This window comes from Ideonella flava, from assembly GCF_051857595.1.
In the GTDB taxonomy this organism is placed as follows: Bacteria; Pseudomonadota; Gammaproteobacteria; order Burkholderiales; family Burkholderiaceae_C; genus Ideonella.
Genome location: NZ_JBPZHD010000003.1, coordinates 198,690 through 224,273 on the forward strand (window position 1 = coordinate 198,690; position 25,584 = coordinate 224,273).

Sequence of the window (25,584 nt, forward strand, 5' to 3'; positions counted from 1 at the left end):
GTCATTCGCTCGTGTCACCGAACAGGCGAAGCCGGGCGTCGGCCTCGCTCGTCGCGAAATACGCCCGGGCGTCGACCGCCCGCCAGGCCTGCCGCACGGCCAGCAGGGTCGGGTCGGCTTCGCCGGGGGCGATCGAATCCACGGCCAGGAAGCGGCAGCGGTGCTTGGATTCGCGATGCGCCTGTTCGAAGTGATCCTGCGGCAGCCAGCCGGGCACGCCGGCGGCACGGACCGTCTGCTCGAACAGCGCGGCCTCTTCCATCGCGCTGATGTCGCGCAGCGCCGCTTCGGCACGCTGCAGCTTGCCGAGCCCGCGCGGATCGCAGCAGACGAGCGTCGCGTGTTCGTCCCACAGAGCGAAGTCGCGCAGCCATGACGGCGTGGCGGCGTCGACGCACATCACCGTCCTGTGCAGCGGGTCCAGGTGGATGAGCTCGTGCGCGAAGCCGGCCGGGTCGTGATCCCGGCGCGCGCGCATGCCGCACTGGATGCCACGCCAGGCAGCAGCTTCTTGCGCAGGCACCAGGCGCAAGGGATCGAACACGAAATCGAAGGCCGGCAGCGACGGATCGTGCCTTCGCATCTGCCGGGCCACGGCCGCCGCCAGCCGGCGCGACGCTGCGTAGAGCAGCACGTACGGACGCTCGTTGAGGCCCATCACGCCACGCCAGGCGTCGGGCTGTGTCGCGACGCGAGAGCGCGAGATGTTCACCGTCAGCGCCCGCGCCAGGTACTTCGCGTAGTGGCCGCTCGGCGAGCCGACATGGGCGAAGTAGCTCCAGTCCAGTTCGGGGTTCGCCACGTGCTCGTGGATCTGCTCGGAGAGTCGGGCGGCATGGGGCGACAGCTTGCGGGCGAAGAAGAAGGGCTGGCGCAACAGGTGCTCGAAATGGCCGTTCTCGAGCACCAGCGGCCGGCCCTGGTCGTCGAATTCGTAGTAGGTGAGGTTGTGCCCGGCCACGCGCTCGGGCCGCTGCGCCGCCATCACCAGCGACTGGATCGCGAACTCGTCGGGGATCCAGCTGGCGGCGAAGAATTCGCGCAGCGCCGGCTCTGCCAGGCGGGTGGCCACGGACGCAGCGGTGGCGCGCGTGAGGCAGAACCACTGCGAGCCGAAATGGATCTTCAGTCCGCCGGGCGGCTGGCGCCTGCGGCCCAGGCGGCGCTGCAGCGCGGTGAAGCGCTCGAACGCCCAGCGATGGGTGCGGAAGTTGAAGGGAAAGCGGAACTCGTAGCGCTCCTTCTCCAGCCCGCCCTTGACCCAGCTGCGGCGGTTCACGTCCACCGCCTGGATGAAGTCGATCCCGTCGCGCCGCCGCAGGAACTCCTGCAGGCTGGCCAGCGGCCGGATGGGCACGCAGCTCGCGCTGCTGAGCAGCAGGTAGTCGGGGGTGAAGGACTCGTCGCCGATGGCCGCCTTCAGCATGCGGTGCGTGGCCTCGACCAGGGTGTAGTCGCCCCACGCGCAGGCGACACGCTCGGCAATGAAGGCGTGCTGCACCTGGGGCGGCACGAGCGCCGCCAGGGCCTCGCGCTCGGCCTCGCTGCGGCGCGCGTCGTAGTGGATGTAGAGCTTCAGGTCGGCACTGGCGAAGAAGGGCGAGCGCAGCGTCTGGGCCACCTGGCTCGGCGACTCGTGGCACAGCAGCAGCACGGCCACCCGTGGCAGCCGCTCGTCGGCCTTGGAGGCTCCCGGCGCAGCCATCGGACTCTCGGCACTCAGAACCATGTACCGGCCTGCATGAAGCCCAGCCGCTGCAGCTGGCCGCTGCCGGCATAGCGCAGCGAGATCTCGGGGTCGTACAAGCGCACGTCGCCCGCCTCGAAGTAGGCCTTGTACTCGGTGCTGCCGGCGTAGTGCTCGCCGCGGACCATTTCTTCCGAGGCCTTCTCTCGAAGCAGGCTCACGTACTTGAAGTGGAACAGCACGCCCGACACCGCATCCGCCCGGCCGTTGACGGTGCAGTTCAGGCTGGTGTCGTTGAGGTGGTGCATCGAAGAGACGTAGCGCAGGCCGTTTGCCCACCGCACCAGCGGCACCTTGTTCAGCGCCGGCGCCTGCTCGGGGTTGTCGGCGAAGAAGCGCCGCATCCGCACACCGCCCTGCACCCAGAAGCTCTGCGTGCCGGCGTCGAAGCGCTGGGTGAGGTTGAAGCGGTCGAACCAGGGGCAGACGGCGAACGGATCGGCGCCGGGCGTCAGCGTGGTCTGGCTCAAGGGGCCTTCGCCATAGGCGTCCAGCAGCACCGTGAACAGGCTGGGCTGGCCGATCGCCTCCAGCCGCACGGTGAGGCTGTGCAGGTCCCGCTCTTCGCAATGCGGGTAGACCAGCAACTCGTCCGGGTCCACCGTCACGCACCACTTGCCCACGCCGTACTGCGCGAGCAGCACGTTGCACCAGTCCATGCCGAAGTTCGAAGCCTTGTAGCTGCCGTCGGCCAGCCAGGACGAGCAGTCGGGCTGCTGGCCGAGGTAGTCCTGCAGGCCATCCTCGGACTGGTTGTCGACCACCAGGAAGTGCCCGACACCCAGGCGCCGATAGTGGTCGAGAAAGGCCGGCATGCGGGGCATCTCGTTGCGCGCGCAGCACACGAGCAGGCTCCAGGCGGAGGCGATGGCCTCGGCGCGCACGGTGCGCGGCCGCAGCTGCTGCCGGCTTCGTTCGATGCGGCGTTCGGCGGTTCGGTCCGTGCGGATCATCGGGTCAGCGGCTCGGGCCCAGGGCCTCTTGGTTCCAGAAGTAGATCTTGCCGACCCAGCCCGGCAGGCGCACGGACACACTCGGCGGGACGCCGTCGTTCCATTCGGTCAGCTGCTCCTCGGTGACGCCGGTGGACGCGCCGCCGGCGGCGGCCGCATCGTACTGTTCCGGCACGACCATGACGAGATTTCGCCCCACGCGCCGGGCCTCGAGGAAGCACTCGCGCTGCATCGGCCACAGGTGCTGCAGCACGCGCAGCGCCACCACCACTTCATAGCGCTTGTCGGCCACCGGCCAGGGCAGCTGCTTCGGGTCCTGGTGGAAGACCTGTCCCTGGCCTTCTCCGGCGCCCTTGTCCGCCCATTTGCCGGTCGGATCCAGGGTGTCGCTGCCCTTCACGATCGGCACGCCCTGCGCGCCGATCTCGAGCACGTCCGAAGCGCTGGCGGGCTTGCACAGCCGCGCGAAGTCGATCGCGCTCTTGTAGTACTCCCAGCGGGCCTGGGCGTTCTTCGCCGGGCCATCGGGCACGCGGCGGATGATGGCCAGGTAGTCGGCCTGGCTGATGAAGGCCGCCGGCCGGTCGTGCGCCGCGTTCAGGCGGTCGAACAACTCGCCCAGCATCGCCGTCATGGCCGCCGGGTCGCTGGCCGCCTCCGGCCGGTGCTGGCGAACGTACTCGGGGTGCACGAATACCACCCGCACCGGGATGCGGGCGATGCCCAGCAGCTTGGCGATCGCCATCCGGTGTCGGCCGTCGAGGAAGAGCAGCCGCCCGTTCTCGCTGACGCCGAGCTTGATCTCGTGCGTCGGGCTCAGGCTGCTGTGGTAGTCGTCGCCGGCGAAGCGAGCAAAGACCTCAGGCTCCCGGTGCGCACGCTCGGCGATCTCATCCTGCCGCAGGAAGCCGTGCCGTGCCATCGAGGCGTACAGCGAACGCACCTCGCGGTTCAGCCGCTCCAGCAGCTCCTCGCCGCTGCGGCACTCCCAGAGCACCCGGCCCTTGCGGATCAGGCCGAGGTTGTACTTGAACCAGCGGGTCGACTCCCAGGGCTGGCCGGCGACGAACACGGCGTGGAAGGCCTCGTGGACCATGCCCTCCTCGAAGCGCGTGCCCTCGCCCAGCGGCGCATCGGGCGCCAGCTGATGAAAGCGGTTGACCTTGCCCCAGTTGTCGGTGCCGAAGGCGCTCGGGCTCAGGGGCGACTCATAGACGTCCGTCCGGCTGTGGATGTGGAAAAGCGCAGGCGGCATGTCGTCAGCGCAAAGCCGCGGGCGAATACAGCCCGGCGAGCATCTCGTAGTCGGCCGCGTACAGCTCCACCAGCTTGTCGAAGGCCTTCGCCGGCAGCTGGTCGAGCGGGATCCTGGAGGCGCGCTGGGAATGCGGCAGCTGGGCCTGCAGGCCGGTCCGCTGCTGCAGGTCGGCCACCATGTCGCGCAGACGCTCGAAGGGGTAGACCTTGTCGAAGGCGGCGAGCGAGGCGCAGAACTCGCTGACGGGGCGGCAGTGGTGGGCGATGGTCGGGATGCGGCGGTAAAGGTCGAAGCGTTCGACGAAGGTCTGCAGGTCCGGGTCGAAGGGGAAATCGTCCCAGTCGATCGCGGGGTCGAGCTGCAGGTTGAGCAGCTTTTCCCGCGACAGCTCGCGGTGACGCAGCACCCGGCTGCTGTAGGCCGAGAGGAAGCGCTTGATGGGGTCGCGCACGACCACGAAGCGGAAGGCTGCCGCGCTCACGTCGCGGTGGCGCTGGGTGAAGTAGTTGTGCACATGGCGGGCGCCGTCCCCCAGCGCCGGCGAGAACGGCTGGCCCACCGTCATCCGGAACAGCATCTCCTTGATCGACGTGCAGGCCGCCTTGGGGATGGGCTGGTAGCCGATCGACCAGCGGGAAAGGTAGATGCCTTCGATCGGCTCGCGGTCGATCGGCTCGAAGGCCAGCTCGGCCACCGGCACGGCGCGAGCCCCGGCCTGGGCAGCGAGGGTCAGCTTGACGGGGTGCCGGCGCGACGCCCGCACGCCGACGGGCCGGAATCGCGCCATGTGGGCCGCCTCGACATCGCCCAGCCGCGCGGCCACGCCGGGAGAGGCCTGGCCCCAGTTCAGGCGCCGGCGGTCGCCGGCCTGGTGCAGCCAGAGCCTGCCGCCTGCGGCGGGCGCCTGCGCCGGCACGACCACGCCGGCCAGGCGGACCGCTTCACCTTCGCGCAGCACGGGCGGCAGGCGATCGAGCTTGACCAGGCGGACCGGCCGGTCGGGGCCATCCTGCGCCCGTAGCACCGGGGCCATCGCGGCGGGCGGCAGCTCCAGGCCGGCGGACCACTGGGCCTCGCGCGCCAGGCGATCCTGCCAGGCGGGATCGAGCGTCGCGAGAGCGGCTTGCAGCTCGTCGCGCAGGCGCTGCGGCCAGCGGGACGCCTGCGACCGTGCCGGGATCGCGCCGAGGAAGTCACGCAGCGACTGCCAGGCTGGCGATTCGCCCGGCGCGCCCGCGGCGAGGCCCTCCAGTGCCAGCCTGTGAACCGGCACGCCTGCGCGGGACAACGCCAGCTCGGTGCAGGCCAGGTGGTCCATGACCGCACGGTCCTGCTGCACCAGGGTCGCCACGGCGGGCGGCATCGGCAGGCCGGCCAGTTGGTCGGCGAGCCGCAAGGCCGGGTCGGACAGGCTGAGGATCAGGTGCCGGATGGGCCGCCGGCCGGCGGCCGCCACCATCGCCCGCAGCACCGCCGGGTCGCAGTCGGCGACACCGTGGGAAAGGGCTCGCAGGGGCTTGAGCAGCCGGGCGAGGCGTTTGTCGTCCGCCTCGCGCGGCGGATCGGTGCGCCAGGCTTCCACGGCCTCGCGATGCGGGCCCCCAACGGCCAGGGGCTGGACGGCCGGCGCGACGTGGCCCAGTGCCTCCAGCAGGGCTTGCGGGAACCAGCGGCCGGCGCGGCCCAGGCCATGCCAGATCCAGACAGCCGGCGGCAAATCGATACTCGCGGCCGCCGGGGATGCCGCGTCGGATGCAATCAATGGGGTCATCTCGGGTTCAACCAGGTCCGGCTGCCAGCGTAGAAGGCGCTGGTGCCCGGCTCGTGCAGCGAGCGCCGTGCTTCGGCCAGCATCGCAGCGTACTTCTTGTATTCCTCGGCTCCATTGAAGTGCTGGAGGCGGGCGACCTCGGTGTGAACCTTGCGACGAAATCCGGCGTGGTACTTGAAGTGGGCGAACCACACGGGCTCGGGCGCCGGCCGCAGGTTGCTGGCGTAGTGCAGGCCCTCGGCCAGCCGCACCCACGGTGCGTAGCGGAAGACAGCGATCTTCTGCGAGGTGTAGAGGTTGGGCGCCGAGTCGGGGATCAGCCGGTGGCGCAAGGCGCTCAGGTAAGTGGGCGCATTCGAGTACGAGCCCGAACCGAGCGCCCAGTGCACCAGCGGCTCGCGGTCGAAGCAGGGCGCCGCCTCGAACGGCGCCTGCAGGCTGAAATCAGCCTGGTCCATGTCGCCCGCGGGGTACATGTCGACCATCATCACTCGGGCGGCGTCGTGGCCGGCGGCCTCGAGCTCGTCGAGCCAGGCGCCGATGGGGCGCTGTTCGCAGTCCGGGTAGACGAGGAACTCGTCCAGGTCGGCCAGCACCACCCACTTGCCGAGCGCGTGGGCCCCCAGCACCGCCTGCTGCCAGCTCACGCCGTAGTGCGAGTGCCGATACTCGGTGTCGGCCGAATACAGCACGACGTCCGGTTGGGCCGCCAGGAATTCCCGCGTGCCATCGTCCGACAGGTTGTCGATGAAGACGAAGGCCTGCACGCCCAGCGAGCGGTAGTGCGCGAGGAAGTGCGGCGCCAGCACGCGCTCGTTGCGGGCGACGGCGATGAGCACCACCGGCGCCGTGGCGAGGATCTCCAGGCGCGAATCGGGGCTGGGGGCGCTCACCAGCTCCAGCTGGTTGGTGCCGGAGCCTCCGAGCCGCACGGGCCCATGGGTGGGCCACACGCGGGGCGGCAGGAGGCGATCGCCCGCCTGCCCGGCCTGCACGGCGGGGAGGTCTTCGTGTCCATCGAGGTGCGAGACCAGCGTCGGGCTGTATCGCGAGGGATAGAACAGGTTCTCGAAGGCGTTGACCGGGATCGCGCCGGGCCCGAATCGCCGCCTCACGAGGCTGTAGTGCCCTTCGTTCGACAGGTCGATCCCGCGCAAGGCGAGCAGGTCGCCCAGGAGCTTGTCCTCGAGGAAGGAGCTGCGCACCAACCGGGCGCCGGCGGTGGTCTGCAGCGCCTGGACGACCTGCGCCATCGCATGGCGGCTCAGGCAGTAGGCGGCGCCACCATCGGCGTAAAGCGAGGGTTCGGGCGATTTGTCGGCGGAATGGGCCGCGCGCTCGGTCGAGGAACGGTTCTGGTGCCAGACCCGGTCGGTGCCGCCGATGCCACGGTGCAGGCGCCGGCCGTGGTAGTGGTGGGCCAGGTACGGCGCCGCAGCGAAGTAGGCGGCCACCGAGAGATGACAGTCGTCATCGATCTTCAGCAGGTGCTCGAAGCGGGTGTGGCGCCAGGCCCAGTCCACCAGGGCCAGGGTCTTGGCCGGCAGCGCCTCGTAGGCATCGGAGACCGCGAGCTCCAGCACGTCGCCGTTCAGCTCCCCGGCCCCGTCGCCCACTACCACGATCCAGGGGATGCCCAGCGCGTCGAGATCGCGGCCCCAGCTGTCGCGGATCGCCTGCACGCGGGTGGGCAGGTTGCGGCGGCAGGAGTAGATGGCCACCAGGGTCGAGTAGGCAGGCCCGCTGACGGCCAGGCTTGGCTGGGCGCAATGGCGCCCTTCGGAGCAGCTCACACGCTCGCCATAGCGCTGCTGCAGCCGTTGGCGCCACTCCGCCACGACGCGGGCCAGCACTCCGTCCGGCCGATCGGCCAACGCGCCATCCAGCAGGCTGAAGGCGCTGATCAGCGCGGCCGGCGGATGGGGCATGTCGGAGCAGGCATCGAAGGCCTCGATCCACAGCTCCCGCAGGGCGACAAGGGCGGCCTCGCGCTGCGGCGCCGCCAGCGTGTCCCGGCATCGCAGCCAGTCGGCCGCCGCCAGCCGGACACCGAGGAAGTGGCTGCGGCGCCGGCCCAACGCCCTCACGGCCCGTACCGCAGCGGGATTCAAAGGGACGGCTCCCGTCCGATCGGCCAGGCAACGCGCGATCAGGTCGGCCGCGACGGCCCGCTGGGGGGCGGCCGCCACCTCGGCGAGGGCACGGATGTCGTCCGCCAGTCCGGCCATGCGCTGCGGCGACAGCACGCCGGGCGCCGCGCCCGGGCTGGCCGCCAGACGCAGCAGGTCGTTGCTCTCGTGCAGCAGCACAGCCGTGGCCTGTGCAGCGACGCTGGTCGTGGCGCGGGAAGCGAGGGCCATGGCAAGCTCCCGCGCCACCAGGTCGGCGTCCACGTTTTCGAGCGACCGCAGCCAGGCAAACGGCTCGACCAGCGCCGTCAGCGCCGTGACGTCCACCTCCTCCGGCCGGGCCAGGGCCTGCCGAAGCTGCTCGAAACCGGCCCGGGCGCGTTGCAGCGCGGGCGGCCAGCCGCCGACGGGCTCTTCCACGCCGTCCAGTGCCCGCCAGAAATCCGGCACCAGTGCGCAGGCCCGCAATGCCAGCCATTCGGCGTGCGACTGCAAGGTGTCGTCGACCGCCCCCGCGTTCGCCAGCACCGCGGCCAGGCCCTGCAGCAGGTTCGCGTCGTGCAGGCGCGACCAGTAGCCGACCGAAGCGAGGTGCGCCAGCAGATCCAGGAAGCCATGCAGAAAGGCGGAGACGGCGGTCGCCTGGCGCGGCACGCTCTCGTGGCTGGCCAAAGCGGCTCGGACCGCAAAGGCGACGCAATCGGTGTTCAGCCACCCGGCCCGTCCGGCAGCAATCTTCTTCATGGCCAGCCGGGCGAGTCGGAAGTCACCGGAGGCGGCCGCTTCGGGCAGGAGCAGCGAAAGCTCCCAGGCGGATTCCGTGCGGACCAGCTGGCGCAGGCGGCCGGCGTCCAGGGAAGGCCGCAGCGCCGCATACCGCCCCAGGCTGCAGAAATAGGGGATGACCGACCAGAGCAGCCGCTGGCCGACCGTGCCGGTGGCCCGTCCGTCGGCCAGCACGGCCTGCAGCGCCGCCTCGGGCTGCGCCGGATCCTGGTTCACACGAGCGTTGAAGTCGCGCAGCAGGCGCCAGACGACCGTGGTGGCGTAGTCGTCGGTCGCCGCGCCGTCGACGACCGGATCCGCGGCAGGCTCGTCCGCGGGTGCATCGGCGAGCAGCGCGCCCACGCCGTAGCGCTGCGCCTGTTCGCGCACGAAGCGGCGCTGGGCCTGGTCGAGCCCGTCCCACAGGCCGGCAGCCGAGACATGCTCGACGAGAAGAAGGGTCGCGTACTGGCGTTCGCGGCGCTGGTCCGCCGTTTCTTCCGCCGGGGCCGAGGCTTCGACCTCGCGCTGCTGGTCCAGCCAGGCGCGCAGCGTCTCGCGCCGCAGGACCCACGGCGCCGCGCCGAGTGGCCGGCCGGCGACCCACACGCTCAGCGCGAGCTCGCCCGACTCGCCGGCGCGCTGCCAGAGTGTTGCGGGCAGCTCGATCTCGAAGCCCAGCCGCTGCCGAGCGGAATTCAAGGCGCGCTGCACGTCGGCGCGTTCGACCCGGATGACCGAGCAGTCGACCGGCTCGCCGTTGCAGCTCAGGCCGATGGCCTCGTCGTCGAGGAAATCCAGGCACGCCCAGCCCTGGAGGACGCCTCGGTCAACGCGCTCGACGTGGCCGAGCGGCGCCACGCCGGCGTGGCTGGCCAGCGCGTCCAGCACGGCCCATCCGCCGCGCAGGCGCACCTGCGCTTCGAGCCAGTCGCGAAGATCCGCCTTCAGGTCAGCCTGGGCACCGAGCTGCCGGACCTGCAATGCCAGCTCGACAAAACGATCCTCCCAATCGCCGTCGCGGCCGTGACGCAGGGCCTCGACAAGCACTTCGATGGAGGCCGGCAAGGCCACTGGCACCTGCAGCGTATCGGCTCGCAACTCGACGTGGGCGGGGGCGGCGCCCGCACGGCGCCACACCTCGCCCGGCAGGTGAAGCCTGAAGCCCAGTGGCGTGTCGCCTGAGGCCTGCAGGGCATCCAGTACGTCCTGCCGGTGCATGCGGTCGACACGCGCCGCTACCGGCTGGCCGTCGACCAGCAGCACGACCTCGGCACAGGCGCCGCCTGGGCGTGCCGCCCAGCCGACCACCGTCAAGCCTTCGATGCGCTCGATCACCAGCCGGGTCGGCGCCTCGCCGGCAGTGGCGACGGCTGGGGCCGAGGCCGCGGGGATTCCAGGCGAAGAGGAACGGAAGAAGGACAAGCTCATCGAGACGCGGTGGGACTCATGCCGCCGGGCGCCACTGCGCCGGTTCGGAGTCGATGTAGACGGTGGCGAGCAGGCGGTCGGCCAGCTCGTCGGGCCGTGTGGCGAGCTCCAGCGGCAGCAGCAGATGGCGCGGATCATGCCGGCGGGCCCGCTCGGCCTGCGCTCCGAGGTCGAACACCGCGATGCGCCGGCCGCTCCTCAAGGCGCCGGAAAGCACATAGCAGTACGTCTCGGGCCAGATGGAGGGGATGAGCACGATGTGCGGGTCGGCCGCGCTGATCTTTTCGAGCAGTTCGTTGTCGAAGTAGCGGCCCAGCAGGGCGACGCCCTGGTCGGCCAGGCGGGGGTCGTCCATCGAGTAGCCGAGCAGCGAGACCTTCAAGGGCAGGCCCCGGGCCCGGACCGAATGCGCCAGGCCGTGCACGACGTCATACCCCTTGATCCGGCTGATCGCGCCGATGACCAGCACGCGCAGCGACTCGCCAGGCGCGAGGACAGGAGGCGCGAGCTCGTGCGGAGGGGGCTCGTCCTCGTGCGGCTCGATGGTGACGCGCAGCTGCGGCGCCATCTGGGCCAGGCGCCGAGCCACGTCGGAAGACGGCACCACCACCTGCTGGGCCGCCGACAGCAGGTGCAGGGACTCGGCGCGCCAGGCCTCTATCGGGCCGGTCTGCTCGATCAGGCGATCCTGGGCCAGGCAGTGGTTGCAATCGGCGGTCGTCGGCTCGCCGCAGTGCCTTCCGTCCGGGGTGACGAGGTTCACCCGCGGGCAGACGGCGTAGTAGTCGTGCACGGCCAGGCGGATAGCCAGGCCCAGCCGCTGGGCGGCGCCGAGCAGGTGCTGCGCGGTGCCGCTCGGGAAGTCGATCAGGTGATGCAGGTGGATCTCGGTGATCGCGAGCTCGCGCAAGGCCTCTTCCAGCATGCCGTCGACGTGCAGCGGCAGGGCGGCCAGGTTCTGCAGGCCGTAGAGGCCGGGATGCAACAGCGCGACGCAGCCGGCCTCGTGCGAGGGCCGCAACTCGAAGGCCGCGGCACCCTGGGCCAGCAGGTGCTGCGACTGCTCCAGCAAATGGCGCTCGGTTCCGCCGCCGCGGTTGTGGCACACCAGGAGCACGTTTCGTTCGGCCTTCAGGCGCTTCAGGCGAGCCAGGTCGATGCGGGTCCGGTAGACCCAGGCCGGATCGTCGGAGATGTGGCGCGCGACATCGGCTTCGTAGTGCGGATGCAGCCGCGACAGCGTCTTGATGGCCTTGGCCGTGCGCTCGGCCGCTTCGCCCTTGAAGCTGACCGAGCCGACGTGGCGCACGTAGGTGTCGCAGGCGATGGCGTTGGTCCAACCTCGCCGGATGGCGCGCTGGCAGAAGTCGTTCTCTTCGCCGTAGCCGCGCCCGAAATGGCGCTCGTCCAGCAAGCCGATGTCGCGGATCGCCTCGCGCCGCATGTACATGCAGAAGCCCACGCCGGTGGGGGTGGGCACGTGCTTGCCGGGGTTGACCGCCGCGGCCATCTGGTCGATCTCGGCGTGTCCCACCTCCAGGCCGAGCCGGTTGTCCGACAGCGTCTCGGGGTAGCTGCAGATGGTGGCGTTGTTGGACAGCGGCGTGACGGTCGCCAGGCGGGGGTGCTCGGTGGCGTGGCGCAGCAGGCGGTCGAGCCAGTCGTTGTAGACCTCGGTGTCGCTGTTGAGGATCACCACGTCGCGCTCGCGGTGCATGCGCAGGCCATGGTTGACCGTCTTGACGAAGCCCTGGTTCGCCCGGTGCTGCTCCAGCGTGAACAGGCCGCGACCAGCCAGGCTGCGCAGCATGGCGTTCAGCTCGGGCACGGGGCCGGCGTCGTTGATGACGATCACCTCGTGCGGCGTGGCCACCGGCGTCGTCAGGACGGTGTAGAGGCAGCGCAGCGTCTCCTGCGCGCCGCCGTAGACGGGGATCAGCACGTCGACCGTCGGCTCGACCGTGCGCGGCCGCGGCTGCACGCCGGCCCAACGGGCCGGATCCAGCATGTCGACGTCGGCCACGTCGACCACCGGCGGCGGTGAAGGGACACGCGCCTCGCGGTGATCCATGCCCTTCAGGTGGTGCGCCAGGTGGCCGTTGGCGAACAGCGTCAGCGGATTGCCCTTGGACACGCGCAAGCCCGGCTGCGAGCCGAGCAGGCGGCGCATGTCTATTCCCGGCAGCGGGCTGCGGCCCTCGCGCCAGCCCCAGCGCTGGAAGTGCTCCAGCGCGTCGAGGCCCGACTGCGCGACGTCCGGGTTGCTCTGCAGGTAGTACTCGGCGTCGAACCAGGGCGTCGGCGACATGCCGCGGAAGCGCGCCACCAGGCCGTAGTGCAGCAGCCGGTTGACGTGGCGGCGGCCGCACAGTGCGTCGTAGTGGCGCAGGTCGAACAGCGGCGTCGGCGAGAGGTTGGCCGCGTCACCAATCAGCACATAGTGACGCAGGGGCGACATGCCTCGCAGCTCGCTGGGCTCGATCTGCGCGAGGTAGTGCTCGCGATCGAACAGCCCCAGGTGCCGGGTGAGCTCGATCTCGAACGACAGCAGCGCCTGTCGATTGCCCCACAGGCGGCCGACGGCGCGCACCAGGCGGATGCCTTGCAGCATCACCTGCGCGTCGAAGGCCCGCTTGGGTACTGCGATCACAAGGCTGCCTCCAGATCCGACTTCTCGCCTGCGCCGGCCGGCCCGAGGGCCGGCCCTGACCGTCAGAAGGTGGTCAGCACCTTGGCCGAGATGGCCAGCTGGTACAGGATCGACGTGATGCCACGCGCGACCTCCACCCACTTGGTCTCGACCTTCGGGAACACGATGATCTCGTCGCCCGCGCCCGGCTTGGCGCCGCTCGGCGCGATGCTGCCGTCGGGACGCAGCAGCAGGATCTTGCTGCGGTCCGAGCGCTGGGTATAGCCGCCGACGAGGTCGACGTACTGGTCGACGTCGTAGCTCGGGTTGTAGATCAGCGTGTTGGCGAAGGTGACCTCGCCGCTGACGGCGACCAGGTTGCTGCGCTCGGGCAGGCGGACCACGTCGCCGTCTTCCATCACGGTCTCGCCCGCCTGTTCCTTGCTGGCGAGGACCACCTGGCCCTTGGGCACGATGGCGCGGGCGCGCTCGACGAACTGCAGGATGAGGTCGGCCTCGGTCTTGCGCAGCGTTGCTTCCTCCATCGTCGAGGAGCGTGCCGTCAGGGCGGCCACCTCGAGCCCGCGCAGGGTCTGGTCCAGGCTCTCCTTCTGCTTGGCCGCCACCGACAGCCGGTACAGCTGCAGGGCATCGATGTTGGCCTGCGGTGCCGGCTTCAGGCGGGCGACCACGTCCTTCAGGCGCGAGCCGTAGGGCATGACGAAGGAGCGCTCGCCGAGGTGGGCGCCGTCGATTCGCACCAGGATAGTCGCGGGGTACTTGTCGGCCGTCACGCCGACCACGTCGCCCGCCTGGATGACGACCTCGCCCGCCTTCTCGATCGGGTGGTATTCGCTGCGCCGCTCGGCGCCGATCGAACGCACGATGCTGATGTGGGTGGCGTTCGGATTGGGCTGGGCCAGGGCCATCAGCTCGGCCGCGGTGACTTGCGGCTTGTTCAGCTCGAACTGGTAGGGATTGAGCACCTCGCCGGACACGACGACCGAGTGCTGGCGCGGCGGCACGACGATGGTGTCGCCGTCCTGCAGCTGCAGCGCCTCGATCTTGCCCTTGAGCAGGAACTGGTAGAGGTCTATGCGTGCGCGCTGCTTGCCGTTGCGCATCACGTCGACGGCCAGGTAGCTGCCGCGGTCCGGGTCGATGCCGCCGGCGCGGTCGAGGTAGTACAGAACCGAGTCGGAAGACAGGCCGCCATACAGGCCCGGGGCGCGCACGAAACCGGTGACGTAGACCTTGACCGGCTGTGCCGCCTGCAGGGTGGCGTACACGCCGACATTGGCGCGGAACACCTTCTTCACCGCGGTGTCGACCAGTTGGTTGAGGTCGCCGTTGCGCACGCCCACGACCTTCACGGGACCGACGTTGGGAATGAAGATGTTGCCCTGCGCATCGATCGGCTGGACTGCCTCGTAGACGATGGCTCCCCACAGCCGCACCAGCACGTTGTCGCCGACCGCCAGCTGGTAGTCGGGATTGAAACCGCTGAAGGTCACGGCGCCGAAGCGGCCGGAGAACATCTGCGAACCGAAGACGACGGGCTTGGCGCCCGTGGTGCTCGTCGGCGACGGCGGCAAGGGCGTGGCGGGCTGCGGCGGGGCGACGACCGGGGCGCCGACGGGCACGGGCGCCGTTGGCGAAGCCGCCGTGCCGGCCGTCGGCACGCCGGTGTTGGGCGTGGGAGTCGCGCTCGTCGTCGTCGTGCCGGTGGTCGTGGTGCCGGAAGGCGGCGTGCCGTAGCCGGGTTGCTGCGTCTGCGCCGCCGCGAAAGGCACCAGCACACTCAAGGTTAGGGCAGCGATCAGGGCGCGTGCGGACAGTCGGTTCATGGTGTTAGTCCTGATGTTCTTGGATGGTGGCGACGATCAGCCGGACCACCGAGTAGACGATGGCGCACAGCGCAAGCAAGGTCAGTAGGTTGTAGATGCGGCGCGGGTACTCGGCGGTCTCGGCCTTCACCGGCGCCTGCACGATGACCAGGCTCTTGAGCTTGCGCGCGGCCTCTATGCGCGCGGCCTCGAGAGCGGCGTTGGCCTGCTTGTACTGGTCCTCGGCGATGGCCGCGTTGAGCAGCAACTCCTGGTACTTGGTGTTCAGGGTGCCGAGCCGGTCGCCGCTCTGGCTGCTGGTGGTGCGGGCCTTCTCCGCCTCCAGCTGGGCCCGGTTCGCATTGACCTGCTCGCGCAAGGTGACGATCTGCGGCGCATCCGGCTGCATGAAGGACAGCTTGCTCTTGAGCTCGGCCTCCAGCCGCGCGACGGTGGCCTGCAGCTCCGCGGTCAGCGCCGACGCGGCGGTCGTCTGGGCGATCGGGTCGAGGATCCTGTTGGTGGACTGGAACTCGTTGAGCTTGGCCTTGGCCCCTTGCCACTTCACGGCGGCGGCATCGAACTCGCCCTGCGAGAACAGCATCTGTTCGGCGGCGATGCGGTGGGAGAACTCGTTGACGAAGCGCTCGGCCGAATTCAGGATGGCGCGGTTGATCTCCAGCGCCTTTTCGGGCGTGAAGCCCTGCGTGCGGATGGTCAGCAGGCCGTTGACATCGCTGAACTCCACCTCGACGCGCGAGCGGAAGTACTTGACGAACCACTCGTTGCTGATGCCCGGCCACAGGCGGTAGAGCAGGTCCGGGCCGGACTCCTGGTAGTGCTTGCGCAGCCCGAGCTTCTGGTCGAGATCCAGCGCCAGGGGCGTGGAGTGCACGTAGTCCATCACGTACAGCGTGTCCTGCCAGCCGAGCAGCCCGGTGCCGGCGCCCAGCGAGACGGGCCCTCCGACGCCGGGACTGACCAGCGCGGACTGCACCGCGATCATCGACTCGCTGGTGTAGCGGTCGGCTGCGATCACCGTGTAGTAGATCGCGCCGAGCAGCATGGGCACCGCGATCAGCGCGATCTTGAGCCGCCGGGGCGTGAATGCTTTTGCCTTCATGGTTGCGATGCCTTCAGTAGCTCCTGGAACGCCGCGAGACCTTCGTCCACGTCGTCATAGACCGCCGCATGACCGTTGTGAAGGAACACGACGGTACTGCAGAAATCCTTGATGTCCTTGTGGTTGTGCGAGACCAGGATCACGCCGGCGCCCGCCAGCTTCTCCCGGAACACCGCCGCCGCCTTCTTGCGGAAGATCGGATCCCCCACGGCCATCACCTCGTCGATGAGGTAGTAGTCGAAGTCGAAGGCCATGCTGATGCCGAACGCCACGCGCGACTTCATGCCGGGCGAGTAGGTGCGCATCGGCAGGTCGAAGTAGTCGCCGATCTCGGCGAACTTCTCGACGTACTCGATCTTCTCGCGCTTCTCCGGGCCGGTGGCGCCGAACACGCGGCACACGAACCGCACGTTGTCGCGGGCGGACAGCGAACCCTGGAAGCCGCTGCCCAGGCCGACCGGCCAGGAGATGCGCTGGTTCGTGACGACCTCGCCGCGGTCGGGCGAATCCAGCCCGGCCAGCAGCTTGAGCAAGGTCGACTTGCCGGCGCCGTTGCGGCCAATCAATCCGACGCCCGAGCCGGCGGGCAGCGTGAAGGACAGGTCCTTGAAGACGTACTTGCGCCCGTGAGGCGTGGGGTAGGACTTGGTGAGGCCTCGCAGCTCGATCATCTCGGCCTCACTCCCGGATCATCAACCGCTGGCGGTTGACGAAGAACAGCGAAACGCCGAGGAACAGCACGACCAGGCCCCAGATGAGCGGGTATTCCACCGTCACGCCCATCAGCGGGTGATAGGTCGGGAAGAAGGCCCACCGGGACAGCTCGACCATGTGCAGCAGCGGGTTCCACAGCAGGATGGGAATGACGGTCGCCGGAAAGGAGTTGACCGGAATCAGCACGCCGGAGGTGATGTACAGCGGGAACGAGGTCAGGTGCAGGAAGGTGTCCAGCGCGGGGTACTTCTTCACCCCGACGGCCGACATCAGGCCCAGGCCGACGCCCCACATGATGAACAGTCCGACGACGCCCAGGTACTCCAGCGGCTGGTACGGCACCGAGCGGTAATCCATCCAGGCGAAGATCAGCATGAACGCGAGGAAGATCATCGCGTACATGGTCGATTCCATGATGGCGCGCGCCGCCATCGCGTCGGCCGGCTTGACCTGCCGGTAGCCGAACAGGCCGGCGTTCGCGTCGACCGCCGACATCATGCGAAACCAGATGTTGCGGAAGATGAAGAACGGCAGCATCGCCACCACCAGGTACACCGCCGGCTCGATCTGCACCCCGGTGTAGCGCTGGCGCACGACCACGCGGAGCACGAGCACGCTGCCGATGTTGGCCATCGGCTCGAACAGCACCCAGAACAGCCCGACCATGCGGTTGCCGAAGCGAGTCTTCAGCTCGCGCAGCATCAGCGCGAAGACGACGGCTTTCTCGATCTGCCAGGAGCTGCGTTTCATGGTCGGTGGGCGGCATTGCCGGCCATGGGCGGCGGCAAAGGCGGAACTCTATCCGACCCTTCGAGGACCCTCCCGAGCGGTCTGTCAGCAAGTATCAGCACGTCGGTCCCTCCGCGGCCGGCACCGGGCGGCCAGCGCGTGTCTTGTCATTCGCGCTTGCATTCTGCCCCCCATCGGTCGTGACCCACTCCACGAATTTGGGGGGATTCGCCTCCACATCGGGCCCAGGCGTGATGTGTTTGCCACAAGACACAATTCGGCGCCCGCCATGAACATCCTCTTCATCCACCAGAACTTCCCCGGCCAGTTCCGGCACCTCGCGCCGGCGCTGGCCGCGGCCGGGCACCGGGTCGATGCGCTGGCCATGCACCGCCGCCCTCCGCCTGCGGGCGTCACCCAGCATGCCTACGGCGTCAGGCGCCCGGCGGGCAAGGATGTGCATCCGCTGTTGCGCGAGGCCGAAGCCAAGGTCCTGCGGGGCGAGGCCTGTGCGGCGGCCATGCTGCACCTGGCCCGTGGCGGCTACCGGCCGGACCTGGTCGTCACCAACCCCGGCTGGGGCGAGGCGCTGTTCGTCAAGGACGTGTTCCCGGACGCGAAACTGGTCAGCCTGCTCGAGTTCTTCCACGGCGCGCCGGGCGGGGATTTCGGCTTCGATCCGGAATTCGGCCAGCCCTCGCTCGAAGCGCGCATGAAGCACCGGCTGAAGAACCTCGCACTGGTCGAATCGCTGCTGGCCATGGACCACGGCGTCGCGCCGACCACCTGGCAGGCCTCGCGCCTGCCGGCCGAATACCGGCACCGCGTGGACGTCATCTTCGACGGCATAGACACCGACCAGGTGCGGCCCGATCCCGACGCGCACTTCACCCACACGCAAGTGCCCGAGACGCTGCGCGCAGGCGACCCCGTCGTCACCTTCGTCAACCGCAACCTGGAGCCCTACCGCGGCTACCATGTCTTCATGCGCGCCCTGCCGGAGATCCAGCGCCGCCTGCCCGATGCCCGGGTGCTGCTGGTCGGCGGGGATGGCGTCAGCTACGGCGCCGCCGCCCCGGCCGGCACCACCTGGAAGCAACGATTTCTGGACGAAGTCGCCCCACGGCTGGACCTTGCGCGCGTGCACTTCCTCGGCCAGCTGGCCTATGCCCAATACCTGAAGCTGCTGCAGGTCTCGGCGGCCCACGTCTACCTCACCTACCCGTTCGTGCTGTCCTGGAGCTGTCTCGAGGCCATGAGCGCCGGCTGCCACGTCATCGCGAGCCGGACGGCGCCGGTGGAGGACTTCGTCGAGGACGGCGTCAACGGCCACCTGGTGGACTTCTTCGACGCGCAGGCGCTCGCCGCGGCCGTGCAGAGCGCCGTGCAGGATCGCGATCGACATGCAGGCTTGCGCGCGACGGCCCGCCGTACCGTGGTCGAACGTTGCGACCTCAGACGCGTCTGCCTGCCGCAGTGGCGTGCGCTGCTGTCGCGCCTGGCCGGGCAGCCGGCATGAGGGGAGCAACAGCCTGATGTGGCAGCGCCTGCTGGGCCGCACGCTGCCGCCCATCCCGCCAGCCGGCACGCCGAAGGACGCTGCGGCGGCCCGCCGGATCCTGCTGCTGGAGGAAGGCACCACCCCCAGCGGCGACTACATCCTTGGGCCCTGGCTCGCCATGCTGGGTCCGCCGGTGCTGCGGATGGACGCACGCCAGCCGCCACGCACGGGGCAGATAGAGCGTGGCGACTTCGTCGTCGTGCAGCGTTACCTGCACGCACCCTGGCGCCATGCGCTGGAGCGCCAGCGCCAAGACCTGGCCGGCCTGGCCTGGTTCCTGGATGACGACCTGCTCGACGAGCGGGCGCTGGCCGAGCTGGCGGCGCCTTACCAACGCAAGGTCCGCCAGCTCGCGTTCCGCCAGCGGCCGTGGTTCGAACAGATGGGCGCGCAATGGTGGATGGCCACAGAGGCGCTGGCGCTCAAGTACGCCGCCGCTTCGCCGACCGTGCTGCCCTTCGCGCCGCCGCGCGCGCTGGCCTCGCCCGCGCACGGGGTGCGCATCGTCTACCACGGCACCGCGTCCCACCAGGCCGAGATCGACTGGCTGCGCCCGGTGATCGCCGAGGTCCAGCGTCGCCGGGACGACACGCACTTCGAGCTGTTCGGCGAGTTGCCGGTGAACCGCGGGTGGCGCGACCTGCCCCGCGTCGCGGTCCTGCACCCCATGCGTTGGGAAAGCTACCTCGCCCACACCGCCGCGCACCCTGCGGACATTGGCCTGGCGCCCTTGCTGCCCGGGGTGTTCAACGCAGCCCGCGGCCCGGTCAAGTTCGTCGACTACACCCGGCAGGGAGCACTCGGGCTCTACAGCCGCGTGCCGCCGTACGAGGCCTACGTTCGCGACGGCGTGGACGGCGTGTTGCTGCCCAACGAGCCGGCCGCGTGGGTCGAGGCCATCGTGCGCTGGGCCGGCGACGCGGCCGGGCGTGCACGCTGCGTGGCCGCAGCGCGCGATCGTTTCGTCTGAGGCGGGATCAACGCTCCGGCAGGGCCCGCCGGTACTGCACCGCCTCGGCCACCGCGGCCATGCCCACATCGGCCGCCCCGGCCAGGTCCGCGATCGTGCGGGCCAGCTTCATCACCCGGTGCAGGCTGCGGCCGGACCAGCCGAGGCGCCCGGCAACGCCCTGCAGGAATTGCGTGGCCGATGGCTCCAGGCGGCAGGCGGCATCCAGCTCCGATGCCGGCAGCGCGCCGTTGGCCGCGCCCTGGCGCTCGTGCTGCCGCGCTCTTGCGGCCACCACCCGCTCGACCACCGCGGCGCTCGGCTCACCGTCCGCCGCGGCCATCAGCTCGGCCGGTGCGATGGCCGGCACCTCGACCTGCATGTCGATCCGGTCCAGCAGGGGGCCCGACAGCTTGCCCTGGTAGCGGGCGACCGCCTCGGGCGTGCAACGGCAGCTGCGGCCGGTCGCGGCGAAGGCGCCCAGCCAGCCGCAGGGGCACGGGTTCATCGCCGCCACGAGCTGGAACCGCGCCGGGTAGTGCGCCTGGCGCGCGGCCCGTGAAATGGTGATGTGGCCGGTCTCCAGGGGCTCTCGCAGGGCCTCCAGCGCCATGCGGGGAAACTCGGGGAGTTCGTCGAGGAAGAGCACGCCGCCGTGCGCCAGGGAGATCTCGCCCGGACGCGGAGGCGAGCCGCCCCCGACGAGCGCCACCGCGCTCGCGCTGTGATGTGGCGCGCGCACCGGCCGCACCCGCCACTGGGCCGCCTCGAAGCCCCCCACCGAAATGCTCTGCAGGGCCGCCGTGGCCAGCGCCTCGTCATCGTCCATCGGCGGCAGCAGGCCGGGCAGGCGCTGGGCCAACATCGACTTACCTGTGCCTGGCGGGCCGACCAGCAGCAGGCTGTGGCCGCCGGCGGCGGCGATCTCCAGCGCGCGCTTGGCGACGGTCTGGCCCTTCACGTCGCGAAGGTCGCGCCCCGTCGCCGGCTGGCGGGCCGCTTCGGGGCGGGCACGCGGCAGATCGGGCGCCGCCGCGCCGGCAACTTCGCCTGGCACGGGCTGCAGGGCCTGGACCACCTCCGCGAGATGGCGCGCGGCTCGGATGTCGAGGCCTTCCACCCGCGCCGCCTCGGCTGCACTCGCGGTGGGCAGCACCAGGATCGGGCGCGGCGCTGCCTCGCGGGCCGCGAGGGCCAGTGCCAGCGCACCACGCACGGGACGCAGTTCGCCCGCCAGCGACAGCTCGCCGGCGAACTCGACACCCGCCAGGCGCCTGGCATCGACGATGCCCTGCGCAGCCAGGATGCCGAGCGCGATGGGCAGGTCGAAGCGACCCGACTCCTTGGGCAGGTCGGCCGGCGCGAGGTTGACGGTGATGCGCTTGTTGTGCGGGAAGGCGAAACCGCTCTCCGCCAGGGCGGCCCGCACGCGTTCGCGCGCCTCCTTGACCTCGGTGTCGGCCAGGCCGACCAGCGTGAAGTGGGGCAGCCCATTGGCCAGGTGCACTTCCACTCGCACTTCGGGCGCCGCCAGCCCGTCCAGGGCGCGGCTGGCGACAACGGCCAACGACATCGTTCCCCCTTTGAATGTCCCCGGGATTGTGCGGAGCCAGTTCGCCCGGGGCTTCCCCCCGCTTGGGGGACCCCTCTCGTCGCACACGATTGGTGCGCACACACCACCAATCACCATGAAGGTGCGCCTTCGGCCGGCATTCACGCACCGAGTTGCGCCGGGCCCGCCGTCCATGCACCGGCCCGGTCGTGGCACGGAAGCTGCAGAGCTGGCCCGGGAGCTTTTTTGTTTGAGGAGTGGACACAAGATGACGAGCAAGACCCTGGCATTCATGGCGGCCGCACTGACGGCCGGCGCACTGGCCCCGACGGCTGCCTTCGCGGACGACTATTCGCTGGCATACAACGTCGGCGCCGTCAGCGAGTACCGATACCGCGGCATTTCGCAGAGCCGGCTGAACCCCGCGGTGCAGGCGGGCATCGACCTGGGCCTGCCCGCCGGCTTCTATGTCGGGACCTGGGCATCGCAGATCAGCTGGATCAAGGATGCCGGCGGTGGCGCCGACGTCGAGATCGACGTCTACGGCGGCTGGAAGGGCGAGGTCTACAAGGGCCTGACGCTGGACGTCGGCGCGCTGACCTACCAGTACCCCGGCAATGACCTGCACCCCAGCACCAACACGACCGAGCTCTACGGCGCGCTGACCTACGACGTCGTCACGGCCAAGTACTCGCACAGCCTGACCAACCTGTTCGGCTTCGCCGACTCCAAGAGCAGCTGGTACCTCGAGATCGCCGCCACGATCGAAGGCCCGTACGGCATCTCCATCACGCCGCACGCCGGCCACCAGCGCGTCGAGAACGTCCCGGCCGCCAGCTACAACGATTACTCGCTGACGTTCAGCAAGGACTTCAACGGCCTGGTGCCCAGCCTTTCCTTCGTCGGCACCAGCACGCCCAACTACGTCGACAAGTTCGGCAACGACCTCGGCAGCACGCGCACGGTCGTCGGCGTCAAGTACAACTTCTGAAGCCCTAACCTAGGAGCAAGCAACCATGAAGATGGTGACCGCCATCGTCAAGCCGTTCAAGCTGGACGAAGTGCGTGAGGCCCTGAGCGCCATCGGCGTGCAAGGCATCACGGTGACCGAAGTCAAGGGCTTCGGCCGTCAGAAGGGCCACACCGAGCTGTACCGCGGCGCGGAGTACGTGGTCGACTTCCTGCCCAAGGTGAAGATCGAGGCGGCCATCGACGATGCGCTCGTCGATCGCGTCATCGAGGCGATCGAGGCCTCGGCCCGCACCGGCAAGATCGGCGACGGGAAGATCTTCGTGACCGCGCTCGAGCAGGTCGTGCGCATCCGCACCGGCGAGACCGGCAAGGACGCCCTCTAACTACATATCGACCGAGACAACCCGATCATGAGAAAATTCCTCGTCTCCCTCGCCTTGGGGCTCGCCGCCCTGGGATTTGCCGGGGTCAGCGCCGCGCAGGACGGCGCCGCCTCGGCGCCCGCCGCCGCCACGGCCAGCGCGCCGGCCGCCACCACGGGCGCGGCCGCGGCCGCCGCCCCTGCAGAGGCCGCCTCGGCCGCCCCGGCCCCCGTGCCGAACAAGGGTGACACCACCTGGATGCTCATCTGCACCGCGCTGGTGATCATGATGAGCATCCCCGCCCTGGCGCTGTTCTACGGCGGCCTGGTGCGCAGCAAGAACATGCTGTCGGTGCTGATGCAGGTGTTCGTCACCTTCTCGCTCATCACCGTGCTGTGGGTGATCTACGGCTACAGCCTGGCCTTCACCGAGGGCAACGCCTTCATCGGCGGCTTCGACCGGCTGTTCCTGAAGGGCATCTTCGACCCGGCCACCGGCTCCTTCGCCAACGCCGCGACCTTCAGCAAGGGCGTGGTGATCCCCGAGCTCGTGTTCGTCGTCTTCCAGGCGACCTTCGCGGCCATCACCTGCTGCCTGATCGTCGGCGCCTTCGCCGAGCGCATCAAGTTCTCGGCCATGCTGATGTTCATGGTGCTGTGGTTCACCTTCAGCTACGCGCCCATCGCCCACATGGTCTGGTTCTGGATGGGTCCGGACGCCTACACCGGCAAGGAAGTGGTCGACGCGATGAACGCCAAGGCCGGCCTGGCCTGGCAGTGGGGCGCGCTGGACTTCGCCGGCGGCACCGTGGTGCACATCAACGCTGCGGTCGCAGGCCTGGTGGGCGCCATCATGGTCGGCAAGCGCATCGGCTACGGCAAGGAAGCCTTCACCCCGCACTCGCTGACGCTGACCATGGTCGGTGCCTCGCTGCTGTGGGTGGGCTGGTTCGGCTTCAATGCGGGCTCCGCCCTCGAAGCCGGCAACAGCGCCGCGCTGGCCTTCCTGAACACCTTCTCGGCCACCGCGATGGCGGTGCTGGCCTGGTGTGCCGGTGAAGCGCTGCACAAGGGCAAGGCCTCGATGCTGGGTGCGGCCTCCGGTGCCGTGGCCGGCCTGGTGGCCATCACCCCGGCCGCCGGCAACGTCGGCATCGTCGGCGCGCTGGTCGTCGGCGCGGTCGCCGGCTTCGCCTGCCTGTGGGGCGTGAACGGCCTGAAGAAGCTGATCGGTGCGGACGACTCGCTGGACGTGTTCGGCGTGCACGGCGTGGGCGGCATCGTCGGCGCCCTGCTGACCGGCATCTTCAACAACCAGGCGCTCGGCGGCCCGGGCCTGGTGACCGACTGGGTCACCGCCACGGTCGGCTCCAACGGCATCTTCGACCAGTTCCTGATCCAGGCCAAGAGCGTCGGCCTGACCCTGGTCTGGTCCGGCGTGGTGTCCTTCGTCTGCTACAAGATCGTCGACCTGGTGATCGGCCTGCGCGTCACCGAGGAAGAAGAGCGCGAGGGCCTGGACATCACCTCGCACGGCGAGACCGCCTACAACCGCTGATTCGAGTCCCCTCGATTCCAGCCCAGGCCGCCTTCGGGCGGCCTTTTTCATGGCGCGATTCGCTTTCCTTGCGCCTGCATCGCGGCCGTCGCCGGCACCCTTGCCAAACGGGGCGCCCGACCCCATCTGACAGAATCGATCCTCCACCGCCGCCTCGTCCACGCCATGGTCCCGCACCTCGTCACCGCGCTCACCGGCCCGATCAACGAACTGGAGCAGCGCATCCTGGAGTCGATGCCGGCCATCGAGCGCTGGTTCCGGCTCGAGTGGATGGAGCACACGCCGCCGTTCTACAGCTCGGTGGACATCCGCAACGCCGGCTTCAAGCTGGCGCCGGTGGACACCAACCTGTTCCCCGGCGGCTTCAACAACCTGACCCCCGACATGCTGCCGCTGGCGGTTCAGGCGGCGATGGCGGCGATCGAGAAGATCTGCCCCGAGGCCAAGAACCTGCTGCTGCTGCCCGAGAAGCACGACCGCAACAAGTTCTACCTGATGAACCTGCAGCGGCTGATCCAGATCTTCTCGCTGGCCGGACTGAACGTGCGGCTGGGCACGCTGGACGAATCGATCACCGAGCCCACCACGCTGGACCTGCCCGACGGCAGCCACCTCACGCTCGAGCCGCTGGAGCGCAGCCGCCGTCGACTGGGGCTGAAGAACTTCGACCCCTGCACCATCCTCCTCAACAACGACCTGTCGGCCGGCGTGCCCAAGGTGCTGGAGAACCTGCACGAGCAGTACCTGCTGCCGCCGCTGCACGCGGGTTGGGGCATGCGCCGCAAGACCCACCACTTCCACGCCTACGAGGAAGTGGCCAAGAAGTTCGCCAAGCTGCTGGGCATGGATCCGTGGCTGATCAACCCGATGTACACCCGCTGCGGCCAGGTCGACTGGGCGGCCGGCCAGGGCCTGGACTGCGTGCGCGACAACGTCGACGCGCTGCTGTCCAAGATCCGCCGCAAGCACAAGGAATACGGCATCAACGAGAAGCCGTTCGTGGTCGTCAAGGCCGACAACGGCACCTACGGCATGGGCATCATGACCGTGCGCGACGTCAAGGAGCTGGACGACATCAACCGCCGCACCACCGACAGGATGGCCGCGGCCAAGGACGGCCAGACGGTGACCGAGGTCATCATCCAGGAGGGCGTGCCTACCTACGAGCGCGTCAACGACGCGGTGGCCGAACCGGTGGTCTACATGATCGATCGCTACGTCGTCGGTGGCTTCTACCGAATCCACGCCGACCGCGGCATCGACGAGAACCTGAACTCCCCGGGCGCGAGCTATGTGCCGCTGGCCTTCGCCGAGAGCCACCACCTGCCCAAGCCGGGCGCGAAGCCGGGCGCCAGCGCTCCCAACCGCTTCTACATGTACGGCGTGATCGGCCGGCTGGCGATGCTGGCCGCCGCCTACGAACTCGAAGCCACGGACCCCAACGCCGAAACGTATGAATAGTTGGCCCCCACGGCCCCTCCCGGGGCCTGCCCCCGAGGGGGCTCGTGACATGGTGCCCCCACGGCCCCTGCCGGGGCCTGCCCCCCGAGGGGGCT

17 protein-coding genes are annotated in these 25,584 nt (G+C 69.6%); 6 read left to right on the forward strand and 11 right to left on the reverse strand.

What is annotated here, in order from left to right; all coding sequences use genetic code 11:
- Position 1 precedes the first annotated feature (1 nt).
- The 10 genes from ACS5PM_RS07710 to ACS5PM_RS07755 form a co-directional block, all read right to left on the reverse strand.
- Positions 2–1,729, reverse strand: coding sequence for a beta-1,6-N-acetylglucosaminyltransferase (locus ACS5PM_RS07710; RefSeq protein ID WP_439387008.1), 1,728 nt, complete (start codon positions 1,727–1,729; stop codon positions 2–4).
- Complete coding sequence (locus tag ACS5PM_RS07715; RefSeq protein WP_439387009.1) at positions 1,720–2,700, reverse strand: glycosyltransferase family 2 protein; 981 nt, start codon at positions 2,698–2,700, stop codon at positions 1,720–1,722. Before ACS5PM_RS07715 ends, ACS5PM_RS07710 begins: the two co-directional genes overlap by 10 nt.
- A gap of 4 nt (positions 2,701–2,704) precedes the next feature.
- Complete coding sequence (locus tag ACS5PM_RS07720) at positions 2,705–3,955, reverse strand: ParB N-terminal domain-containing protein (protein WP_439387010.1); 1,251 nt, start codon at positions 3,953–3,955, stop codon at positions 2,705–2,707.
- A 4-nt stretch (positions 3,956–3,959) separates the two neighbouring features.
- Positions 3,960–5,729, reverse strand: coding sequence for a sulfotransferase family 2 domain-containing protein (locus ACS5PM_RS07725; RefSeq protein WP_439387011.1), 1,770 nt, complete (start codon positions 5,727–5,729; stop codon positions 3,960–3,962).
- On the reverse strand, positions 5,726–10,054 hold the full coding sequence (locus tag ACS5PM_RS07730; RefSeq protein WP_439387012.1) for a glycosyltransferase family 2 protein: 4,329 nt from the start codon (positions 10,052–10,054) through the stop codon (positions 5,726–5,728). Before ACS5PM_RS07730 ends, ACS5PM_RS07725 begins: the two co-directional genes overlap by 4 nt.
- Before the next feature lie 16 nt (positions 10,055–10,070).
- Positions 10,071–12,704 carry a glycosyltransferase gene (locus ACS5PM_RS07735; RefSeq protein WP_439387013.1) on the reverse strand — a complete coding sequence of 878 codons (2,634 nt, stop codon included), beginning with the start codon at positions 12,702–12,704 and terminating at the stop codon, positions 10,071–10,073.
- Between the two features lie 62 nt (positions 12,705–12,766).
- Positions 12,767–14,530 carry a polysaccharide biosynthesis/export family protein gene (locus tag ACS5PM_RS07740; protein ID WP_439387014.1) on the reverse strand — a complete coding sequence of 588 codons (1,764 nt, stop codon included), beginning with the start codon at positions 14,528–14,530 and terminating at the stop codon, positions 12,767–12,769.
- Between the two features lie 4 nt (positions 14,531–14,534).
- Positions 14,535–15,632, reverse strand: coding sequence for a KpsE/RkpR family capsule polysaccharide export protein (locus ACS5PM_RS07745; RefSeq protein ID WP_439387015.1), 1,098 nt, complete (start codon positions 15,630–15,632; stop codon positions 14,535–14,537).
- A complete protein-coding gene (locus ACS5PM_RS07750; protein WP_439387016.1) occupies positions 15,629–16,303 on the reverse strand; it encodes an ABC transporter ATP-binding protein in 675 nt (224 codons plus the stop codon). Before ACS5PM_RS07750 ends, ACS5PM_RS07745 begins: the two co-directional genes overlap by 4 nt.
- Positions 16,304–16,310: 7 nt before the next feature.
- Positions 16,311–17,096 carry an ABC transporter permease gene (locus ACS5PM_RS07755; protein ID WP_439387017.1) on the reverse strand — a complete coding sequence of 262 codons (786 nt, stop codon included), beginning with the start codon at positions 17,094–17,096 and terminating at the stop codon, positions 16,311–16,313.
- Between the two features lie 268 nt (positions 17,097–17,364).
- On the opposite strand from ACS5PM_RS07755, the gene ACS5PM_RS07760 reads away from it, so the two are divergent.
- Positions 17,365–18,594 carry a glycosyltransferase gene (locus ACS5PM_RS07760; protein WP_439387018.1) on the forward strand — a complete coding sequence of 410 codons (1,230 nt, stop codon included), beginning with the start codon at positions 17,365–17,367 and terminating at the stop codon, positions 18,592–18,594.
- Positions 18,595–18,610: 16 nt separating this feature from the next.
- On the forward strand, positions 18,611–19,606 hold the full coding sequence (locus tag ACS5PM_RS07765; RefSeq protein ID WP_439387019.1) for a glycosyltransferase family protein: 996 nt from the start codon (positions 18,611–18,613) through the stop codon (positions 19,604–19,606).
- Positions 19,607–19,613: 7 nt separating this feature from the next.
- Here ACS5PM_RS07765 and ACS5PM_RS07770 read toward each other — a convergent pair whose 3' ends face one another.
- Positions 19,614–21,158, reverse strand: a complete 1,545-nt coding sequence (locus ACS5PM_RS07770; RefSeq protein WP_439387020.1) for a YifB family Mg chelatase-like AAA ATPase — start codon at positions 21,156–21,158, stop codon at positions 19,614–19,616.
- A 247-nt stretch (positions 21,159–21,405) separates the two neighbouring features.
- Here ACS5PM_RS07770 and ACS5PM_RS07775 point away from each other — a divergent pair, with 247 nt between their 5' ends.
- The 4 genes from ACS5PM_RS07775 to gshA all read left to right on the forward strand — a co-directional run bounded on the left by ACS5PM_RS07775 (position 21,406) and on the right by gshA (position 25,489).
- Positions 21,406–22,128 (forward strand): TorF family putative porin, encoded by a 723-nt coding sequence (locus tag ACS5PM_RS07775; RefSeq protein ID WP_439387021.1) that lies wholly within the window; start codon positions 21,406–21,408, stop codon positions 22,126–22,128.
- Positions 22,129–22,153: 25 nt separating this feature from the next.
- The gene (locus ACS5PM_RS07780; RefSeq protein ID WP_439387022.1) at positions 22,154–22,492 is read left to right on the forward strand and encodes a P-II family nitrogen regulator; all 339 of its coding nucleotides are present in this window, start codon (positions 22,154–22,156) and stop codon (positions 22,490–22,492) included.
- 27 nt (positions 22,493–22,519) lie between these two features.
- Positions 22,520–24,028 (forward strand): ammonium transporter, encoded by a 1,509-nt coding sequence (locus ACS5PM_RS07785; RefSeq protein WP_439387023.1) that lies wholly within the window; start codon positions 22,520–22,522, stop codon positions 24,026–24,028.
- 165 nt (positions 24,029–24,193) lie between these two features.
- Complete coding sequence (gene gshA / locus ACS5PM_RS07790; RefSeq protein ID WP_439387024.1) at positions 24,194–25,489, forward strand: glutamate--cysteine ligase; 1,296 nt, start codon at positions 24,194–24,196, stop codon at positions 25,487–25,489.
- Positions 25,490–25,584 lie beyond the last annotated feature (95 nt).